Annotated in this window: 10 protein-coding genes; 4 read left to right on the forward strand and 6 right to left on the reverse strand. The window is 66.2% G+C overall.

Annotation, left to right across the window (positions count from 1 at the left end; genetic code table 11):
• Positions 1 to 26: 26 nt before the first annotated feature.
• Positions 27 to 2,606: an ATP-dependent chaperone ClpB gene (clpB, locus tag NYR55_RS04690; protein WP_260020059.1), complete on the reverse strand. Its 2,580-nt coding sequence runs from the start codon at positions 2,604 to 2,606 to the stop codon at positions 27 to 29.
• A 124-nt stretch (positions 2,607 to 2,730) separates the two neighbouring features.
• Here clpB and NYR55_RS04695 point away from each other — a divergent pair, with 124 nt between their 5' ends.
• The 3 genes from NYR55_RS04695 (at position 2,731) to NYR55_RS04705 (ending at position 7,726) form a co-directional block, all read left to right on the forward strand.
• Entirely contained in the window at positions 2,731 to 4,389 is a 1,659-nt protein-coding gene (locus NYR55_RS04695; RefSeq protein WP_260020060.1) for a hypothetical protein, read from the forward strand.
• A complete protein-coding gene (locus NYR55_RS04700; RefSeq protein WP_260020061.1) occupies positions 4,389 to 5,957 on the forward strand; it encodes a hypothetical protein in 1,569 nt (522 codons plus the stop codon). Before NYR55_RS04695 ends, NYR55_RS04700 begins: the two co-directional genes overlap by 1 nt.
• A gap of 68 nt (positions 5,958 to 6,025) precedes the next feature.
• The gene (locus tag NYR55_RS04705) at positions 6,026 to 7,726 is read left to right on the forward strand and encodes a hypothetical protein (protein WP_260020062.1); all 1,701 of its coding nucleotides are present in this window, start codon (positions 6,026 to 6,028) and stop codon (positions 7,724 to 7,726) included.
• 12 nt (positions 7,727 to 7,738) lie between these two features.
• Here the strand turns inward: NYR55_RS04705 and NYR55_RS04710 are convergent, their stop codons facing one another.
• Genes NYR55_RS04710 through NYR55_RS04730 form a run of 5 tightly spaced genes read right to left on the reverse strand, consistent with a single transcriptional unit; the run spans position 7,739 to position 13,815 of the window.
• A complete protein-coding gene (locus NYR55_RS04710) occupies positions 7,739 to 8,875 on the reverse strand; it encodes a GNAT family N-acetyltransferase (RefSeq protein ID WP_260020063.1) in 1,137 nt (378 codons plus the stop codon).
• Positions 8,876 to 8,879: 4 nt separating this feature from the next.
• Entirely contained in the window at positions 8,880 to 10,184 is a 1,305-nt protein-coding gene (locus NYR55_RS04715) for a mechanosensitive ion channel domain-containing protein (protein ID WP_260020064.1), read from the reverse strand.
• The gene (gene metC, locus NYR55_RS04720) at positions 10,181 to 11,419 is read right to left on the reverse strand and encodes a cystathionine beta-lyase (RefSeq protein ID WP_260020065.1); all 1,239 of its coding nucleotides are present in this window, start codon (positions 11,417 to 11,419) and stop codon (positions 10,181 to 10,183) included. Before metC ends, NYR55_RS04715 begins: the two co-directional genes overlap by 4 nt.
• On the reverse strand, positions 11,377 to 12,207 hold the full coding sequence (sseA, locus tag NYR55_RS04725) for a 3-mercaptopyruvate sulfurtransferase (protein WP_260020066.1): 831 nt from the start codon (positions 12,205 to 12,207) through the stop codon (positions 11,377 to 11,379). The genes metC and sseA overlap by 43 nt, the downstream gene beginning before the upstream one ends.
• 54 nt (positions 12,208 to 12,261) lie before the next feature.
• Complete coding sequence (locus tag NYR55_RS04730; RefSeq protein WP_279338672.1) at positions 12,262 to 13,815, reverse strand: cryptochrome/photolyase family protein; 1,554 nt, start codon at positions 13,813 to 13,815, stop codon at positions 12,262 to 12,264.
• Positions 13,816 to 13,846: 31 nt separating this feature from the next.
• Here NYR55_RS04730 and queF point away from each other — a divergent pair, with 31 nt between their 5' ends.
• Entirely contained in the window at positions 13,847 to 14,293 is a 447-nt protein-coding gene (queF, locus tag NYR55_RS04735; RefSeq protein ID WP_260020067.1) for a preQ(1) synthase, read from the forward strand.
• Positions 14,294 to 14,301 lie beyond the last annotated feature (8 nt).

Raw genomic sequence — 14,301 nt, forward strand, 5'->3', positions numbered from 1 at the left:
TCCATTGGAGGCCGCCCCTTTTTTGATCACGCGACGCTGAGGTTCAGGGCGCCGTCGCCGTCTTCGACCCGGACGGTCTGGCCGCCCATCACCCCGCCGGACAGGATCAGTTCGGCCAGCGGATCCTGAAGATACCGCTGAACCGCGCGTTTCAGCGGGCGGGCGCCATAGACGGGGTCGTAACCGACCCGGCCCAGCCAGGCGCGCGCGCCATCGGTCAGTTCGATGCCGATCTTTCGGTCCTTCAACAGCCGGGCCACCCGCGCCACCTGAATGTCGACGATCGGCGCCATATGTTCAGCGCCCAGCCGGTGGAACAGGATGATCTCGTCCAGCCGGTTGAGGAACTCTGGCCGGAAATGCGCCCTTACCACCTCCATCACCTGCGGCTCGACGCTTTCCACCCCCTCGCCATCGGCAAGCGCGGTCAGATACTGGCTGCCCAGATTGCTGGTCAGGATGACGATGGTGTTGGAAAAATCCACCGTCCGCCCCTGCCCATCGGTCAGCCGGCCATCGTCGAGCAGCTGCAGCAGCACGTTGAACACATCGCCATGCGCCTTTTCCACCTCATCGAACAACACGACCTGATAGGGCCGCCGTCGAACCGATTCGGTTAGGACGCCGCCCTCTTCATAACCAACATAGCCCGGCGGGGCCCCGATCAGGCGGGCCACGGAATGTTTTTCCATGAACTCGCTCATGTCGAGCCGCACCATCGCGCTGTCATCGTCGAACAGGAATCCGGCCAGCGCCTTGGTCAGTTCAGTCTTGCCCACGCCCGTCGGCCCCAGGAACAGGAAGCTGCCCAGCGGCCGGTTCGGATCCTGAAGCCCCGCACGGCTGCGGCGGACGGCGGTGGACACGGCCTTTACCGCCTGCGCTTGACCGATCACACGATTGCCGATCGCCTCCTCCATCTTGAGGAGCTTTTCGCGCTCGCCCTCCAGCATCTTGTCGACGGGGATGCCGGTCCAGCGGCTGACGACGCCGGCAATGTCGTCGGCGGTCACTTCCTCGCGCAGCATCGCACTGCCGGTCTGGGCCTGTGCCTCTTCCAGCTGACGGGTCAGGGCGGGAATGGTGCCGTAATTCAGCTCCGCCATCTTGCCCAGGTCGCCCGCACGCTGCGCCTGTTCCAGCTCAAGCCGCGCCGCCTCCAGCTGTTCCTTCAGCTTGGCCTCACCGGCAATCTTGTCCTTTTCGCCCTGCCACCGGGCAGTCAGTTCGGACGATTGCTGCTCCAGATTGGCCAGCTCGCCCTCCAGCGTGGTCAGCCGGTCGCGGCTGGCGGCATCGCTTTCCCGGCGCAGCGCCTCGCGCTCGATCTTGAGCTGGATGATCCGCCGGTCGAGCGTTTCGATCTCCTCCGGCTTGCTTTCCACCTCCATGCGGATGCGGCTGGCGGCTTCGTCCATCAGGTCGATTGCCTTGTCCGGCAGAAAACGGTCGGTGATGTAGCGGTTGGACAGCGTGGCCGACGCGACGATCGCACCGTCGGTGATCCGCACGCCGTGGTGCAGTTCATATTTCTCCTTCAGCCCCCGTAGGATGCTGATGGTGTCCTCCACCGTCGGTTCGCCCACGAACACTGGCTGAAACCGCCGCTGCAACGCGGGGTCCTTTTCCACATATTTGCGATATTCATCCAGCGTGGTCGCGCCGATGCAGTGCAGCTCGCCGCGCGCCAGGGCGGGTTTCAGCAGGTTGCCGGCATCCATCGCCCCTTCGGATTTGCCCGCGCCGATCAGCGTGTGCATCTCGTCAATGAACAGGACGATATCGCCCTCGCCCGCCTTCACCTCATCCAGCACGCCCTTCAGCCGTTCCTCGAACTCGCCGCGATATTTGGCGCCCGCGATAAGGCTGCCCATGTCGAGCGCCATCAGCGTGCGGTCCTTCAGCGTGTCGGGCACGTCGCCATTGGCGATGCGCAGCGCCAGCCCCTCGGCAATCGCGGTCTTGCCGACGCCGGGATCGCCGATCAGCACAGGGTTGTTCTTGGTCCGCCGGGCCAGGATCTGGATGGTCCGCCGGATTTCCTCGTCCCGCCCGATCACGGGGTCCAGCTTGCCGTCGCGCGCCGCCTGGGTCAGGTCGCGGGCGAACTTCTTGAGCGCGTCATAGCGATCCTCCGCCCCCGCGGTATCGGCGGTCTTGCCCTTGCGCAGGTCGTTGATCGCGGCGTTCAGCGCATCGGCCCGGACGCCCGCCGCCGCCAGCGCCTTGCCCGCTGCGGTCTGCGGCGACAGGACCAGCGCCAGCAGCATCCGTTCGACGGTGACAAAGCTGTCGCCTGCCCTTTTCGCCACCTGTTCCGCCTGATCCAGCACGCGGACCATGTCGTTGTCGAGGCCGGGCGTCTGTTGCGCCCCGCCGCCCGACACGGCCGGGATTTTGGCCAGCGCCGCATCCGCCTCACGCAGCGCGGTTTCGGCCGACCCGCCCGCCGCGCGGATCAGGCCGGACGCCATGCCTTCCTTGTCCTCCAGCAGCGCCTTGAGCAGATGTTCGGGCGCAATCCGCTGATGGCTCATGCGGATGGCAACGGTCTGCGCCGATTGCAGGAAGCCCTTGGCGCGATCAGTGAATTGTTCCAGATTCATTGGTGGTCCCCGTCCTTCGTACCAGCAACATAGTGTTGTATTAATGCAACACAAGGGGGCGCCCGGCCGTCCTGATGGTCAAAGCAATCTTAACCATGTCAGGCGTAGCATCGCGGCCAGTCCGATGAACCAGGCGCACCGATCCCTGCCCCCGCTGGCGGCCACCGGCCCGGCAGTTGCCATCGCATTGGCGATGACGACGGCATGGACCATTGCGGCATGGCCGTCGCTGACCGCGCTTGCCCTGCCCGATACCGACGACATGGCGCGGTTGGCGCAGGTGCGGGACTGGCTGGGCGGACAATCCTTTAACGACCTGACACAATACCGGCTGGGCGGGGACGGCGGACTGCCGATGCACTGGTCGCGGCTGCCCGACCTGGTGCCCGGCGCAATCATCGCGGTGCTGACGCCGGTGATCGGGGTTCACATGGCGGAGGTGGCGGCGGTGATCGCTGCGCCCGCCCTGTTGTTCGCGGTGTCGCTCGCCCTGATCGCGCGGATTGCGCTGCGGCTGGGCAGCGGGCGGTCGGCGGGGATTATCGCGGTTGTCCTGGGCGCGCTGGCCTATCCGATGACGGCCATGTTCCTGCCGGGCAAGATCGACCATCACGGGTTTCAGATCGTCATGCTGCTGATGGCGGCCGATGCCGCGCTGGGCGGGCCGCGCGGACGCGGGCCGCCGGTCGCCGGCCTGTGCATTGCGCTCAGCCTGGCGGTGGGCTTGGAAAATGTCCTGCCGCTGGCGGTCATTCCGACGCTGGCCGGACTGGCCTGGATCGTCCGCAGGGCGGATTCGGAGCGGCGCCTGTTCGGTATGGGGGCGGGCATGGCGGTTGGCCTGGCTATCACCACGCTGCTGCTGCGGCCGCGCATCTGGCCGGCGGACCTTTGCGACAGCCTGACGCCCGCGCTGACCCTGGGTGCGGCGGCGGGCGCAGCGGCAATGATCCTGTTGCCCATGTTGGGCAAACGGTTGAGCCAGCCGATGCGGATGGCGGCAGCGGGGGCGGCCGTGCTGGCCATGGGCGCGGTGCTGATCGGGCCGGGCCATGCGTGTCTGGCCGGTCCCTATGGCGCGGTCGATCCGCGCCTGGCTAGCCTGTGGCTGAGCCATGTGGCCGAGGCGCAGCCGCTGATGGCGCTGCCTGTCGGCACGGCCATCGGCTACGGCGGCGTGTTCGTCACCGGCCTGATCGTGGCGCTCGTGCGGGCCGTGTCGCTCAACCGGCGTCGGGACCGGGCGATGGCCGCGCTGATCCTGGCCGCGTCGGTCGCCGCGATGATCCAGGCGCGGGGCAGCCCGTCCGCCGCCGCGCTGGCGCTGCCCGTGCTGGCCGCGATGATCGCCGACCTGCGGACACGTGGCGACACGGCAAGACGCGTTGCCGGCTGGCTGGTATCGACTGGCGTGTTCTGGACGCTGATCGGGGGAATGATCGGCGGGACGGGCAGCGGCGATGAAGGTGCGGCCACCCGTGCAATCGCATCCGATTGCGCGACCCCGGCCGCGCTGGCCAAGGCCGCGGCCCTGCCCCCCGGCCGGGTGATCGCCCCGATTGACCTGAGCAGTCACCTGCTGGGCGCGACCCGGCACCATGTGATTGCCGGCGCCTATCACCGCAACACGGACGGCAACCTGGCCATCATCGATTATTTCCACGCCAACCCGGCCGCGCAGCGCACGATCGAGCGCGATCTGGGCGCCGATTACGTGATCCAGTGCGCCGGTTCGAACGACCTTTCCATTCGGCAGATTGGCCACACGGATCAGCATCGCTGATGCAGACAGCGCTGACCACCGCCAGCCAGACACCGGCGCGTGCGCGTGGCGCTGATGCGGCGGCCTGCATCCTGAACCGACGCTGGTTTGCCATCGCCGTCATCCTGTTGGCGGCTGTCCCGCTACTCTGGCCCGAACTGCCGCCCTTGACCGACCTGCCCGGACATGTCGGACGCTACCGCGTGATGACTGCAGACGGCACCGGCCCGTTATCCCGGTTCTTCACGTTCGAATGGCGATGGGTCGGCAATCTGGGCATGGATGCAATGGTCGCGGCGCTCGCCCCGCTGCTGGGCCTGGAGCCGGCGGTCAAAGCGACGGTCATCCTGATCCAGTGCGGCAGCGTGGCCGCAATCCTGGCGCTGTCGCGGCAGGTGCACGGCCGGGTCACGCCGTTCGTTCTGTTCGCAGTGCCGCTGGTCTATCACCAACCCTTTCACTTCGGATTCCTGAACTATTGCATGGCGATGGGCCTTGCGCTGGCGGGCCTCAGCCTGTGGCTGCGGCTTGGCCGGCAAAAGCGATATCGGCTGCGGGCGGCGCTGGCGGTGCCGTTCAGCTTCCTGGTGTGGACGGTCCATATCGTGGGCTGGGGCAGCTTGTGCCTGCTGGCGTTCGGTGCGGCAGTGGCGGAACGGGCAGACCGGCGCGAAAGCATGGCGGAACGACTGATCCGGGCGGCGCTATCCTGCCTTGCCCTTGCCGGACCCATCGTCCTGATGCTGCTCAATGCCGGGTCCGGCGGCGGCACCATCGAGCGGTTTTTCAACCTGGTCATCAAGGCTCGCGGCCTGGCCAGCATCATGCGGGACCAGTGGATCTGGGTTGACCTGCCATCGACGTTGCTGGTCGTCCTGATTGTCTATGCGGCCGTGCGGGGTCGGCTGGGTCGCCTGCACCCCGTTGCCGCGTGGATGAGCGGCGTGATGGCAGCTGCCGTACTGGCAATGCCGTTCATGGTGATGGGATCGGCCTATGCGGATGTCCGGCTGTTGCCCTATGCCATGATCGTCGCACTGGTTGGCATCGCACCCGCACCGACGGACAGCGAAAACAGGATACGCGGCTATCTGCTTGTCGGCATGGCGTTCTGCCTGATTCGGCTTGCGGCGACGACGGTCAGCCTGATCGTCGTCGATCAGGGTTGGCAGCGCGAGACCGGTGCGATCGAGGCGCTGCCACGCGGCGCACGGGTGATGGCGATGGTCGCGCGCGATTGTGACGAGCCATGGGGTCTGCCGCGTCTGATCCATCTTCCCGGACTGGCGATGGCGCGCCGCGACGCCTTTGTGAACAGTCAGTGGCCCATCCTGGGCGCGCCGCTGATGCGCTTTCGCAACCCCCGGCCCGGCTATTTCGATGCGGACCCGTCGCAGATCGTGCTGCGCGTTCGCTGCCCCGACCTTCCGGCGAATATGACCCAAAGCCAGTCGCTGGCGACCTTTCCGCGCGAACGGTTCACGCATCTGTGGCTGATCCGGCCGCATCCTGTGGACCCCGAACAGCTGAGGGGCATGACGCTGATCTGGTCGAACGGCGACAGCAAACTGTTCAGGATCGATCGTTAGGCAAAAGCGCGACCAGCGGAATTGCGCGCCGCTTGCAGCATCTCTGTCCCCTCGCCTAGAAGCGCGCGATGGAGGCAGGGGCAGACCGACTTCGCTGGTGGCAGACACGCTGGTTCGTATGGGCGGCGGCGCTTGCCTGTGCGATCCCGATGCTGTGGCCGCAGGTGCCGCCGCTGCTGGACCTGCCCGGCCATATCGGGCGGTATCGGGTGCAGCAGATGTGGGGCGAAATGCCCCATCTGGCCGAATGGTACCGGTTCGACTGGCAGTTGATCGGCAATCTGGGCGTCGACCTGCTCGTTTTTGTGCTGGAACCGATTCTGGGCCTGGAACCGGCGGTCAAGGCGATCGTCATCACCATCCCGCCGCTGACCGCGCTGGGCCTGCTGTGGATCGCGCGGGAGGTGCATGGGCGGGTGCCGGCCACGGCGCTGTTCGCCCTGCCGCTGGCGTACAGTTTTCCGCTGCATTTCGGCTTCGTCAATTTCGCGCTGTCGATGGCGCTGGCGCTCAACGCCTTTGCCCTGTGGTTGCGGCTGGCGCGTCTGGGCAAGCTGCGGCTGCGCAACTGGATCTTTCCGCCGATCGCCTGCCTGATCTGGGTCACGCACACCTTTGGCTGGGGCACGCTGGGCGTTCTTGCCTTTTCGGCCGAACTGATCCGCCGCCACGACATGCGCGGGCCGGGCGGGGATTTCATCCAGCGGTGGGTAAAGCCTTGGTTCGTTGCCGGTATCCAGTGCCTCGTGCTGGCCCCGCCGGTCATCCTGATGATCGCATGGCGCACCGGCCAGGCATCGGGGGCGACCACGGATTTCTTTAACTGGCAGGCCAAGATGATGTGGCTGACCATGGTCCTGCGCGACCGGTGGCAGCTGTTCGACCTGGCCAGTGTCGGCGTCCTGTATCTGGTGCTGTTCAAGGGGGTGCGCGATCCGAATATCGAATATTCGCGCAACCTCCTCATCTCGCTTGCCTTTCTGGCGCTGGTCTATGTCCTCTTGCCGCGCATCGTGTTCGGATCGGCCTATGCCGACATGCGCCTTGCGCCCTATCTGTTTGCCGTCGGCCTGATCGCGCTGCGCCCGAAACCGGGCCTGTCGATCCGCGGGGCATCGGTGCTGGCGGGGATCGGCCTTGCTTTTTTCCTGGTGCGGCTGGGCGGCACAACGGCAAGTTTCTACCTGTATGATCAGAGCTACAAGCGTGAGCTTGCCGCGCTGGAGGCATTGCCGCCCAAATCGCGGCTGATCACATTCGTCGGCGTGTCCTGTGCCCAACCCTGGGCCATGACGCGGGTCGAGCATCTGGCCGGGCTGGCGCTGGCGCGAAAGCTCGCCTTTGCCAACGATCAATGGTCGATGGTCGGTGGCCAGTTGATGACGACGCGATACGCCGCCGGGCTGGGCTATGCGTCCGATCCGTCGGAACTGGTGACCAGTCACCAGTGCCGCCGCGAATGGTGGCGGCCGCTGGCCTGGGCGATCACGCATTTCCCGCGCGATGCGTTCGATCATGTCTGGCTGATCCACGCCCCGCCCTATGACCAGCGGCTCAATCAGGGGCTGGTGCCGGTGTGGACCAACGGGTCGAGCACGCTGTTTCGCGTCAATCCTGTCGTGCCGCCCGCCGTGGTGACGGTGGAAGACCTTGGCCCCTACGGCCCGTTCGCCATCGAGCGGCTGGCCCGGCGCGAGGTGCGGCTGCGCGAACTGCGTGACCGGATCGAACGGCGCGAGCTTGATCCCCCGAACGAGCGGGAACGGTAAGGGCCGCGATGCCTAACCCCGCTTGAACGGGGTCATTTCGCCCAGAAACGCCTCTTCGCTTTCCATCGCCGCCGTCTCGCGCGCCAGAAAATCGGCGATGGCCCGGCGAAAACCGGCATCCGGGATATAGTGGGCGGACCAGGTGGGCACGGGCGCATAGCCGCGCGCCAGCTTGTGCTCGCCCTGCGCCCCCGCCTCCACTCGCGCCAGCCCGCGTTCGATGGCGGCGTCAATCGCCTGATAATAGCACAGCTCGAAATGAAGGAAGGGCACGTCCTCGCGGCAGCCCCAATATCGGCCATAGAGCGCATCCGCCCCGATCAGGTTCAGCGCGCCCGCAATCGGCCGCCCGTCCCGCTCCGCCAGGATAAGCAGCACATCGTCCGCCATTTCCTGTCCCAGCAGGGTAAAGAAAGCGCGCGACAGATAGGGCCGACCCCATTTGCGCGCGCCCGTATCCTGATAGAAAACCCAAAAGGCGTCCCAATGCGCCTCGGTGATCGCCGCGCCGGTCAAGTGGCGGATGGTCAGCCCCTCCACCGCCGCCGCCCGTTCCTTGCGCAGGTTCTTGCGCTTGCGGCTGGCCAGATCGCCCAGGAAATCGTCGAACGAGCCATAGCCGCGATTAGCCCAGTGGAACTGAACACCCCGCCGGATCATCCAGCCGGCGGCGCGAAACGCGTCGAGCTGCGCCTCCTCGACAAAGGTCGCATGGGCCGATGACAGGCCGTTCTGATCCGTCACCGCCTCGATCGCGGCGATCAGGCCGGGGGCCGCATCGGCATCGCGCAGCAACAGGCGCGCGCCCGGCACGGGGGTGAACGGCACCGCCACCTGAAGTTTCGGATAATAGCGCCCGCCGGCCCGTTCCCACGCATCGGCCCAGGCATGGTCGAACACATATTCGCCCTGGCTGTGCGATTTGCCATAGGCAGGCGCGATGGCGGCGGGGCGGCCATCCGCGCCATCGACGACGATGGGCAGCGGCTGCCAACCGGCCTGTGCCGACGCCGATCCCGACCGTTCAAGGATCGACAGGAACCGGTGGGACAGGAACGGATTGCCGGTGCCCGCGCACGCGTCCCATTCGGCCGCCGGAATGGCGGTTACGCTTTCGGCGATGCGGGCGGTGATGGGCCGGGCGGTCACGCCATCAAGGTAGGGCGGCGTCGCTCGCCCGCAATGGCTGATCAAGCGGCGCGGGCTTCATTGTCACGATCCGTTGCGGCAACGGCACCTCGACACCATGATCCTGAAATAGCCGCCACAGCCGGTTCAGCACATCCGACTTCACATTGCCGACGCCGCTTTCGGGATCGTTGATCCAGACAAGGATTTCGAACGCAGCGCCATTTTCGGCAAAGGCGGTCATCCATACATTGGGCGCCGGGCTTTTCAGGACACGCGGGCTATCGGTCGCGGCCTGCATCATCAACTGCTGCGCCAGCGCCATGTCGCTGGAATAGGCGATGGTGACGGGGATGCGGATGCGCACGTCGCGGTCGGAAAAGGACCAGTTCTCGACCTCCTGCGTCATCAGGTTTTCGTTGGGGATCAGGTGTTCCTTGCCATCGCGCGTAATCACACTGACCGCGCGCACGCCGATCTTGTTCACCCAGCCGAAACTCTGGCCCACCACGATCACATCGCCCGGCTTGATCGACCGGTCCATCAACAAGATGATGCCGGCGATCAGGTTGCCGATGGTCTTTTGCAGGCCGAAGCCCACCGCCAGGCCGAATGCGCCAGAAAAAATCGCAAGGCTGGTCAGGTCGATCGACAACAGGTCGATGCCGACAAAGAACGCGATGACGACCACCGCAATGCCGGCCAGTTTCTGGAACAGCAGCTTTTGCGTCGGATCGAATGCGCGCGATCCGCTGATCGAATGGGCGATCAGCTTGTTGGTCAGCCGGGCGATGGCGAACAGGGTGACGCCGGCGATGGTGATCGTGACCAGATCGAGGAGGGAAATGCGGCGGCTACCCACCTGAACCGCCAGCGAATCGAGCAGTTCCGTGACCGGCGTCAGGCCGCCGACCGCGCGGGTGAAGATCGCGACAAAGACGAACAGGCCGACCGCCCAGGCCAGCCCGCCCACCACGCGCAGACCGCGCAGGATCTGGATCACGCCGCGCGCCGCCGCGATGCTCCAGACAAGGCCGATCAGCAGCGTGGCAAGGCCCGACCATGGCCACAGCCGGTTGGCAATGGCCAGCATCAGCGCGATGGTCAGATGGCGCAGGATGGGGGCGATGCGGGGCAGGATCGGCGTGCCCTGAAATCCCGTCCGCTCGCCCAGCATGGACACCAGTGCCGGGCCGATCCAGCGCGCGGCGGCCCAACCCGCAATCAGCGCCAGGCCAATGATGCCCAGCGCCACCGCCGCCTCGACCAGTTCCGGCCCGTCGGGCACGTCGATGCCGCGCGCGACCAGCCAGGCGCCGATGCCGTTCATGCCGTGATGGATCGCCAGGCCGCAAAGCCGCGATCGAGATCGGCGATCAGGTCGTCCGGATCCTCCAGCCCGATTTGCAGGCGCACCACCGGCCCCTCTGCCTGCCAGCGGGTCGCGCTGCGATGCCGCTGCGGATCGACGGGCAGCGCCAGGCTTTCAAAGCCGCCCCAGCTATAGCCGATGCCGAACAGGCCCAACGTGTCAATGAACGCCGCCCGCGCCCGGTCGCTGCCACCCGCAAGCACGATGCTGAACAGGGCTGACGCACCGCGAAAATCCCGCTGGAACAGGGCATGGCCCGGGCAATCGGACAGGGCGGGGTGCAGCACCCGCGCCACCTCTTCCCGCCCCTTCAGCCATTCGGCGATCCTGAGTGCCGCCGCCCCCTGTTGCGCCAGCCGGACGCCCATGGTGCGCAGCCCCCGCGCGCCAAGCCAGGCATCGTCGGGGCTGGCTGTCTGGCCCAGTTGATGGCTGACGGTGCGCAGCGCGTCGAAACGGCCCGGCCCTGCGGTGACGCTGCCCAGCATCACGTCGCTGTGCCCGACGACATATTTGGTGCAGGCCATGATCGAATAATCGACCCCCATGCCGATGGCGGGCAGCAACAGCGGCGTCGCCCAGGTATTGTCGATCAGCGTGGTCAGCCCCCGCGCCTTGGCCACCGCGACGATGGCGGGCACATCCTGCACCTCGAACGTCAGGCTGCCGGGGCTCTCCATGAAGATGGCGCGGGTGGCAGGGCCGATCAGGTCGGCGATTCCCGCGCCGATCTGCGGGTCGTAATAGCGCGTCGCCACCCCGAACCGGGCCAGGAAATGATCGCAGAAGCTGCGCGTCGGGTCATAGGCGCTGTCGGTCATCAACAGCTCGTCGCCGGGGTTGAGACAGGCGAGCAACGCTGCCGATACCGCCGCCACGCCGGACGGATAGAGGAACGTCGCCTCTGCCTCCGGCTCCAGCTGCGTCAGCGCGTCGGCCAGCGACCATTGGGTCGGCGTGCCGCGCCGGCCATAGAACAGCCTGTGATGCGTATCCGCCCCGCCCCGCGCGCGCAGTTCGGCGACGCTGTCATACAGGATCGTTGACGCGCGCCAGACCGGCGGATTGACGATGCCGTTGGTCCATTCCGCGCGCCGGCCGCCGGTGATCAGGCGGGTTGCAGGGCGTTGATCGTCGGGCGGCGTCTTGCTCACGCAGTCACTTCCTTTGGGGTTTCGGGGTCGATGCCCCATTCGGACCAGCTGCCGTCATACAGCGCGCCGCCCTGCCCGATCCGGTCCAGCCCGAACAGCAGAACAGATGCGGTGATGCCCGATCCGCAGCTGGCGACGATGGGGCGGTCAAGGTCGATGCCCGCCGCATCGAATTCGGCGCGGATGGCGTCCGGCGACTTCCACGTCCCGTCGGCCTGAAACATCCGGCCATAGGGCAGGTTCAGCGCGCCGGGGATATGCCCCGCCGCAACGCCGGGCCGGGGATCGGCCTCTGCCCCCGAAAACCGGGGTGCGCCGCGCGCGTCGACCACCTGTTCCGCACCGCTCGTCACATTGGCCAGCATCGCCGCCTTGTCGCGCACCGCATCGATTGCCGGTCGCGGGGTAAAGGTTGCGGGACATGGCCGGTGGTCCCCCGCCTCGGTCGGCCGGGCCTCCGCCCGCCATTTGGCCAATCCGCCGTCGAGAATGGCGACATCGGCAAAGCCCATCGTCCGCAGCATCCACCACGCGCGGGCGGCAGTGCGGATGTCGCTGTCGTCGTACAGGACAACGCGCCGCCCCTCGCCAATGCCCAGCGCGCCCATCGCGGCGGCGAACGCATCCGGCCGGGGCAGCATCATCGGCGCAGGGTGATCCGGGTCGGCCAGCGCCTTCAGGTTCAGGAACACCGCACCCGGAATATGCGCGGCGGCGAATTCGGCGGCGGCATCGCGGGGCGTCAGGTGATAGCTTGCATCCGCGATCACCAGATCGGGGTCTGCCAGATGCCCGGCCAGCCATTCGGTCGATACCAGCGTTTCCATGCGCGCCTCCTTGCCTCCACCCCTAACCGCTTGGATGGCGGCAAGTCGAGAGCGTCAAACCCGCTCGCCCGCATCCAGCCGTTTCAGGAAATGCGCGGCCTGCGCCTTCAGCGCGCGCTTGTCGTCGTCTTTCATCTTGGCCCAGTTGCGGTAGGGCATGGCAAGCCGCTGATTCTTGCCCAGCTTATCCTCGTTCCGGTCCAGAAAATCCCAGTAAAGCGCATTGTACGGGCACGCTTTCGGCCCGGTCCGCTGTTTGACGTCGTACCGGCAATGCCCGCAATAATCGCTCATCCGGTCGATATACGCACCCGACGCGGCATAGGGTTTCGATGCCAGCAGGCCACCATCGCCAAACTGGCTCATGCCCAGCGTATTGGGCGCCTCCACCCATTCATAGGCATCGGCATACACCTCAAGATACCATCGTTGCACATCGGCCGGGTCCGCCCCGATCAGCAGCGCGAAATTGCCCGTCACCATCAACCGCTGGATATGATGGGCATAGGCGAAATCCAGCGTCTGGCCGATCGCCTGCGACAGGCAGTGCATGTCGGTTTCGCCGGTCCAGTAAAAGGGTGGGAGCGGCCGTTTGGCGTCCAGGAAGTTGCGGGCGGTATAGTCCGGCCCCTCCCGCCAATAGATGCCGCGCACATATTCGCGCCAGCCGATGATCTGACGGATAAAGCCCTCCACCGCGTTCAGTGGCGCGCGGCCCTCGACATATTCCGCCTCCGCCAGCCGGCACAGCGCCAGCGGATCGAGCAGGCCGCAGTTGAGATAGGGCGACAGGATCGAGTGCCACAGGAACGGCTCACCGGTCAGCATCGCATCCTGATAATCGCCGAACCGGGGCAGCGCGTGGCGAATGAAATGCGCCTGCTGCGCCAGGGCATCCGCGCGCGTCACGGCAAAATCAAATCCGTCGAGCCTGCCGGGATGATCGGAAAACCGGTCCGCGACAAGGCTGAGCACCGCCTTTGTCCCCGCGTCCGGCGCAAAGGACAGCGGCCGTGGCATCAACAGGTCGCGGGTCGCGGGCTTTCGGTTTTCCTTGTCGTAATTCCACTCCCCGCCCTCCGGCTTGCCGTCCGCATCCAGCAACAGGCCCGTCTTGCGGCGCATCTCGCGATAGAAAAACTCCATGCGCAGCTGCTTGCGCCCCTCGGCCCAAGCGTCGAAATCGGCATGGTCGGCGATGAACCGGTCATCCTCGCGGATCTCCACCGCGCATCCGAACTTGTCGGCCCATTGGTCCTGCGCCTGGCGCACCCGCCATTCGCCCCCTTCGGTCGCCACGATCCGTTTCGGCGCGTGCCGTTCGGCCGCGCGCGCCAGCTCGCCCGTAAAGCTGCCGGCATTGGCGGGATCATCGAGCGCGATGTAATCGACGGTCCATCCCGCCGCCCGCAGCGCTTCGGCATGGTGGCGCATCGCGGCGAACAGGAACGCGATCTTTCGGACGTGATGGCGGACATAGGTAGCCTCCTCATCCACCTCCATCATCAGAATGACGCTGGTCTTGGGGTCCGCATCCTTCAGGGCGGACAGGCCGAAACTCAGCTGATCGCCCAGCACCGGGATCAGCGTGTCGATGCCCCGTTCCATTCCGCCCCGTTCCTTCCTAAATGCGCGAACCATGACACCCAAATTCCTTGGCCAGACCGCCGACCTGCCCCAGACCCCCGAAGAAGCGGTGCTGGATTATGTCCCCAACCCGCAGGCCGGGCAGCTGTATCTGGTGCGCTTCGTCGCGCCGGAATTCACCTCGCTCTGCCCCGTGACGGCGCAGCCCGATTTCGCCCATCTGGTGATCGATTACGCCCCGGACCAGACCATCGTCGAATCCAAATCGCTGAAACTGTTCCTGGGCAGCTTTCGCAACCATCAGGCGTTTCACGAAAACTGCACGGTCGGCATCGGTCGCCGCCTGTTTGATGAAATGAAGCCGAAATGGCTGCGCATCGGCGGATACTGGTATCCGCGCGGCGGCATTCCCATCGACGTGTTCTGGCAATCGGGCGAACCGCCGGCCGGGCTGTGGCTGCCGGATCAGGGCGTGCCGGGATATCGCGGCCGCGGGTGAGTCGCGCA

The sequence above is a fragment of the Sphingomonas sp. BGYR3 genome (genome assembly GCF_025153455.1).
GTDB lineage: Bacteria > Pseudomonadota > Alphaproteobacteria > Sphingomonadales > Sphingomonadaceae > Sphingomonas.